Origin of the sequence: Thermoflexus sp., from assembly GCF_042408365.1 — a bacterium.
Taxonomy (GTDB): domain Bacteria; phylum Chloroflexota; class Anaerolineae; order Thermoflexales; family Thermoflexaceae; genus Thermoflexus.
This window is the reverse complement of sequence record NZ_JBHOQJ010000033.1, coordinates 1-5,000: the sequence shown is the minus strand read 5'-3', so window position 1 is coordinate 5,000 and position 5,000 is coordinate 1. Positions and strand designations below refer to the sequence as shown.

4 protein-coding genes and 1 pseudogene are annotated in these 5,000 nt (G+C 62.2%); 2 read left to right on the top strand and 3 right to left on the bottom strand.

Going from position 1 to position 5,000, the window contains the following annotated elements:
* Positions 1 to 436: pseudogene (locus ACFMO5_RS01450) on the top strand (tRNA 4-thiouridine(8) synthase ThiI); the annotation flags it as partial.
* 291 nt (positions 437 to 727) lie between these two features.
* The gene (gene rocD / locus ACFMO5_RS01445) at positions 728 to 1,945 is read left to right on the top strand and encodes an ornithine--oxo-acid transaminase (protein WP_376790994.1); all 1,218 of its coding nucleotides are present in this window, start codon (positions 728 to 730) and stop codon (positions 1,943 to 1,945) included.
* Between the two features lie 274 nt (positions 1,946 to 2,219).
* Here rocD and ACFMO5_RS01440 read toward each other — a convergent pair whose 3' ends face one another.
* From ACFMO5_RS01440 to ACFMO5_RS01430, 3 genes are read right to left on the bottom strand one after another with little or no spacing between them, the layout of a single operon-like run.
* Positions 2,220 to 2,621, bottom strand: coding sequence for a hypothetical protein (locus ACFMO5_RS01440; protein WP_376790993.1), 402 nt, complete (start codon positions 2,619 to 2,621; stop codon positions 2,220 to 2,222).
* Positions 2,618 to 3,670, bottom strand: coding sequence for a zinc-binding dehydrogenase (locus ACFMO5_RS01435; protein WP_376790992.1), 1,053 nt, complete (start codon positions 3,668 to 3,670; stop codon positions 2,618 to 2,620). The genes ACFMO5_RS01440 and ACFMO5_RS01435 overlap by 4 nt, the downstream gene beginning before the upstream one ends.
* Positions 3,671 to 3,681: 11 nt before the next feature.
* Positions 3,682 to 4,884 carry an acyl-CoA dehydrogenase gene (locus ACFMO5_RS01430; protein ID WP_376790991.1) on the bottom strand — a complete coding sequence of 401 codons (1,203 nt, stop codon included), beginning with the start codon at positions 4,882 to 4,884 and terminating at the stop codon, positions 3,682 to 3,684.
* Positions 4,885 to 5,000 lie beyond the last annotated feature (116 nt).

The following is a 5,000-nucleotide window of genomic DNA, read 5'->3' as shown; positions in this document are numbered from 1 at the left end:
CTACCGCCGGCTCATGGTGCGGGTGGCGGAAGCTCTTACCCGACAGGAGGGTGGGCTGGCCCTGGTGACTGGGGACTCCTTGGGGCAGGTGGCCTCGCAGACCCTGGAGAGCCTGGCAGCGATTGAGGACGCTGCCACCATACCTATCCTGCGGCCTCTCATCGGGCTGGACAAGGTGGAAATCATCGACTGGGCACGCACGATTGGGACCTATGCGCTCTCCATCATGCCAGGGGAGGATTGCTGTCAGTTCCTGTTGCCTCCGAAGGTGATCACACGTCCGGCAGTGGAGACGGTGCGGGAGATCGAAGCCCGGGTGGGGATGGAGGAACTGGTGCAGCAGGCCCTGGGACAGGCCATGCGGATTTCAGTGGATCAACAACCCCCTTTGCCCATTTCGGAGCCAGGGAAGGCGATGAAGAACCGATCTGAATAGCCCGCCTTGGCCGCGAGGCGGCATAGAAACCCGCGAGGAGGGAGGCTATAAAGAAACAAATTCCTCACCTCGTAGGGCAAAGCCGCACAGGGAGGAGTGAGGGAGATGGGCCAATTCCCCTCACCGCGTAGCCCCCTTGAATTTTCGGCATTTGAAGCTCGCTGCTGCTGAAAGGGGTGATTACCGGAACGAGAGAAACAGCCCGGAATCTTTCCGTTGGAGAGATTCCGGGGGGACTGGGTGTCTTCGGCATTTGGTGTCGTGGGAACACTACTCTACAAGGAGGCCAACATGTCGGTCCAAACCAGGCTTCGCTCCATCGATTACATTGAAATGGAGGACACTTACAGCGCCCCCAACTATCAGCCCATCGATGTGGTCATCGCCCGGGCGGAAGGAGCGTGGGTATATGATGTGGAAGGCCGCCGTTATCTGGATGCCCTGAGCGGCTACTCGGCCCTGAATCAGGGCCACCGACATCCTCGGATTATCCGGGCCTTGATCGAGCAGGCTCAGCGAGTGACGCTTACCTCTCGAGCCTTCCGGAACGATCAGCTTGGTCCCTTCCTGAAGGAGCTGTGCGAGCTGTTAGGGTATGAGATGGCTCTGCCGATGAACACGGGGGCGGAAGCTGTGGAGACCGCTATCAAAACCGCTCGGAAGTGGGGCTATCGGGTGAAGGGTGTCCCGCGGGATCAGGCGGAGATTGTTGTGTGCGAGGGGAACTTCCATGGCCGGACCACCACCATCATCAGCTTTTCCACGGTGCCTCAGTATCGGGAGGACTTCGGGCCCTACACGCCGGGCTTTGTGATCATCCCATATGGGGATGTGAAAGCCTTGGAGCGGGCGATCACACCGAACACGGTTGCGTTCCTCGTGGAGCCCATCCAGGGCGAGGGGGGTGTGCGGGTGCCCCCGCCGGGTTATCTGGCCCAGGCTGCTGAGGTTTGCCGGCGGCACAACGTCCTTTTGATCGCCGATGAGATCCAGACCGGCTTGGGACGCACGGGCAAGCTCCTGGCCTCATGGTGGGAGGATGTCCAACCGGATATAGTGATCCTGGGCAAGGCCCTGGGCGGCGGCGTGGTGCCGATCTCAGCCGTGGTCTCCCGACGGGATGTTTTGGGGGTGTTCCGGCCAGGCGATCACGGGAGCACGTTCGGCGGCAACCCGCTGGCGGCGGCGGTGGCCCGGGAGGCCCTGCGGGTGATCGTGGAGGAAAACCTGCCGGAGCGGGCGGCCACCCTCGGAGAGCACGCTTTCAAACGCTTGCGGACGATCCAAAGCCCTTACATTAAGGAAGTGCGCGGGCGGGGCTTGCTGATCGGCATTGAACTTCATCCGGAGGCCGGCGGGGCCCGGCGCTTTTGCGAAGCGCTGAAGGCGCGTGGGGTCCTGGTGAAGGACACCCATGAACACATCCTGCGGTTCGCCCCGCCTCTGGTGATCTCGCAGGAAGACTTGGATTGGGCGTTGGATCAGATTGAGGAGGTGTTTGCCCGTTGAGGCTTGCGTGATGTAGGGTTGTCGGCCGCCGAAGGCGACAACAACAGGCGCTGATGCGGTTTTAAAAATTAACTCCCCCACCCCTTTTATCCCCCTCCCCACGGCCCGAAGGGCCGGGGGGAGGGGGATAAAAGGGGTGGAGCCCCCGCTTCCCACCGTATATCCTCAGCACGGAATGTGGAGATTAATTTCATCAGCGCCCAACGGCAGACCACAGGCGCTGAAGCGTCTTACTACGAACGAGGAGACGGACATAGAGGGGTTGAACCCAGTTCTATGCTCTGGCGCGGTAACGCGGAGGGATCAGCCCAATGAGCCACGCCGTCCAGGCGAGTGTCAGGAGGCTGATCAGCAGCGCGAACCCGTGGCTTTGAGCGACGAAGGGGCTGGGCATCAGCGTCAGGCGGTGGATCCAGAGGTGGATCTGATATAGGATCATGGCCCCCATGATCCAGCCCGCCCCTTGGGATCCACGCCACCAGCAGAGCGCGGAGGCCACCCCGAAGGCGATCGCCCATACCAACGCGGCCATCCCCAGATAGGTCCACGGCCCGTGGATTCCCGCCTCCCCCCACTCCGGAGGGATCGCTCCCAAATAGTATCCGGCGCGCAGGGCGTTGCGTAGAGCGAAATACAGCAACCAGAGGGCCCCTAGAAGGCGCCGCCACCGGCTCATCGGATTGCGTCAACCCGAAAGACGATCTTACCGAACACCGCCCCGGACTCCAACAAGCGGTGACCCTCGCGCGCCCCCTCTTCGGTTAACGGCAATACTTGATCGATCACCGGCCGCAACCGGCCATCGAAGATCAGTCCCATCACCGTCCGGAAATCGGATCGGGTCCCCATGGTGGAGCCCAGGATGCTGATCTGCCGTGAGAACACATAGCGGATATCGAAATCCTCTGGGTTCGGGCCGGAGGTCGCCCCCACCACCAGCATCCGCCCGCCTGGACGCAACGCCCGGATGCTCTTCATCCACGTCGCCTGCCCCACGTTGTCCACCACCACATCCACACCCCGCTTTCCGGTCCACTGCCAAACCGCTCGGGACCAATCCGGTTCCTGGGAGCGATCGATGACATGATCGGCCCCCAACGCCCGAGCCCGTTCGGCCTTCGCAGGGTTGGAGGCCACCACGATCACCCGCGCGCCTGCCAGCTTCGCGATTTGAAGCGCTGCGGTGTTCACCCCTCCTCCAGCGCCCACAATGAGCACATCCTCCCCTGGGCGCAGATTCCCTCGGGTAATCAGCATATGCCACGCGGTGAGAAAGACCAGAGAGGCCGCGGCCGCTTCCTCAAAGGGGAAACCAGGGGGCAGCTTTAACACGTTGCGGGCGGGCACCACCACGTATTCCGCATAACCGCCTCGCACGTGCTCGCCCAGGATGCCCCCCTGACGGCAGCGGTTGTCTTCCCCTCGCAGGCAGAACTCGCACTGCCCACAGCTGAGGGTGGCGTTCACCACCACCCGATCCCCTACCTCAACCCCGGAGACCTCCGGCCCCACCTCATCCACCACCCCGGCCACATCGGACCCTGGGATATGGGGCATCTCCAGGCGCAGGGCTGGAATCCCCCGCCGCACCCACAGGTCCAGATGGTTCATCGCGCATGCATGCACCCGGATCCGCACCTCACCTGGCCCTGGGTGAGGGGTAGGCAGCTCCGCCGCCTCCAGGACCTCCGGATCGCCGTGCCGGTAGAAGACGATGGCTTTCATCGCAATCCCTCTCACAGGCTGGTCTTTAACCCGAGGATTTGGCGAGCGATGACTAAGCGTTGGATCTCACTGGTGCCTTCATAGATTGTGGTGATGCGCGCATCGCGGAAATAGCGCTCTACCGGCATCTCACGGCTGTAGCCCATCCCCCCGTGGATCTGGATGGCCTCATAGGTGATCCATTGAGCGGCCTCGCTGGCGAACAGTTTGGCCATCGCCGCTTCAAGGGTATAGCGCTCGCCGGTGCGCTTGGCCCGCTCCCGCTTCCAGGCTGCCTGCAGGGTGAGCAGCCGGGCCGCCTCCAGTTTCACCCGCATATCGGCCAGCTTCCACTGGATCGCCTGAAACTCTCCGATCTTGCGGCCGAAGGCCTCGCGCTGCTTGGCCCAGGCCAGTGCGGCTTCATAAGCGGCCTCCGCGATTCCCACCGCCTGGGCGGCGATCCCCACCCGCCCGGCGTCCAGGGTGGTCATGGCGATCTTAAAGCCTTCCCCTTCCTCCCCCAGACGGTTTTCAACTGGGCACTCGTAATTGTCCAGATAGATCTCGCAGGTAGCGCTGGCTCGGATCCCCAGTTTCTCCTCTTTCTTGCCTCGGCTGAAGCCCGGACGGTCGGTCTCGACAATGAAGGCGCTGATGCCATGATGTTTTTTCTCAGGATCTGTCATAGCGAAGACAACGATATAATCAGCAACCGGTCCATTGGTGATCCAGGATTTGCGGCCATTGAGGATGTAGACATCCCCCTTGCGCACCGCCCGGGTGCGTATGCCGGCGGCATCGGATCCGGACTGAGGCTCGGTGAGGGCATAGGCGCCCATCGCCTGCCCGGTCGCCACGGGGGTCACGTATTTGCGCTTCTGCTCCTCGGTCCCGAAGGTGAGGATGGGGAAGCAGAACAGGGTGTTGTTGACGCTCATCACGGTGCTGTGGGCGGCGTCAGCCTTCGCGATCTCGATCATCGCCAAGGCCGAGGCAATGGCATCCAATCCCTGGCCGCCGTACGCTTCAGGGACCTCAATGCCCATCAATCCCATAGCGGCCATCTTGCGGACGGTCTCCCATGGGAACTCGCCGGTTTCATCGTAATGGGCGGCTACGGGGGCGATCTCCTTCTGGGCGAACTCCCGCACCACCTGCTGGAACATGCGATGCTCTTCGGAGAGCTCGAAGTTTAGCCCAATTTGCGCCAAAAGCTCCAGTTCGGAACTCATCGTAACCCTCCCTTAACAAAGAGATTGAAGGCCGATAGACCTAGAGGCTCTGCGAGGGTTGGGGGACGTATTTGATTTTTGGGAAGCTTGGGGGCTGGGGGCCGCCGAAGGCGGCC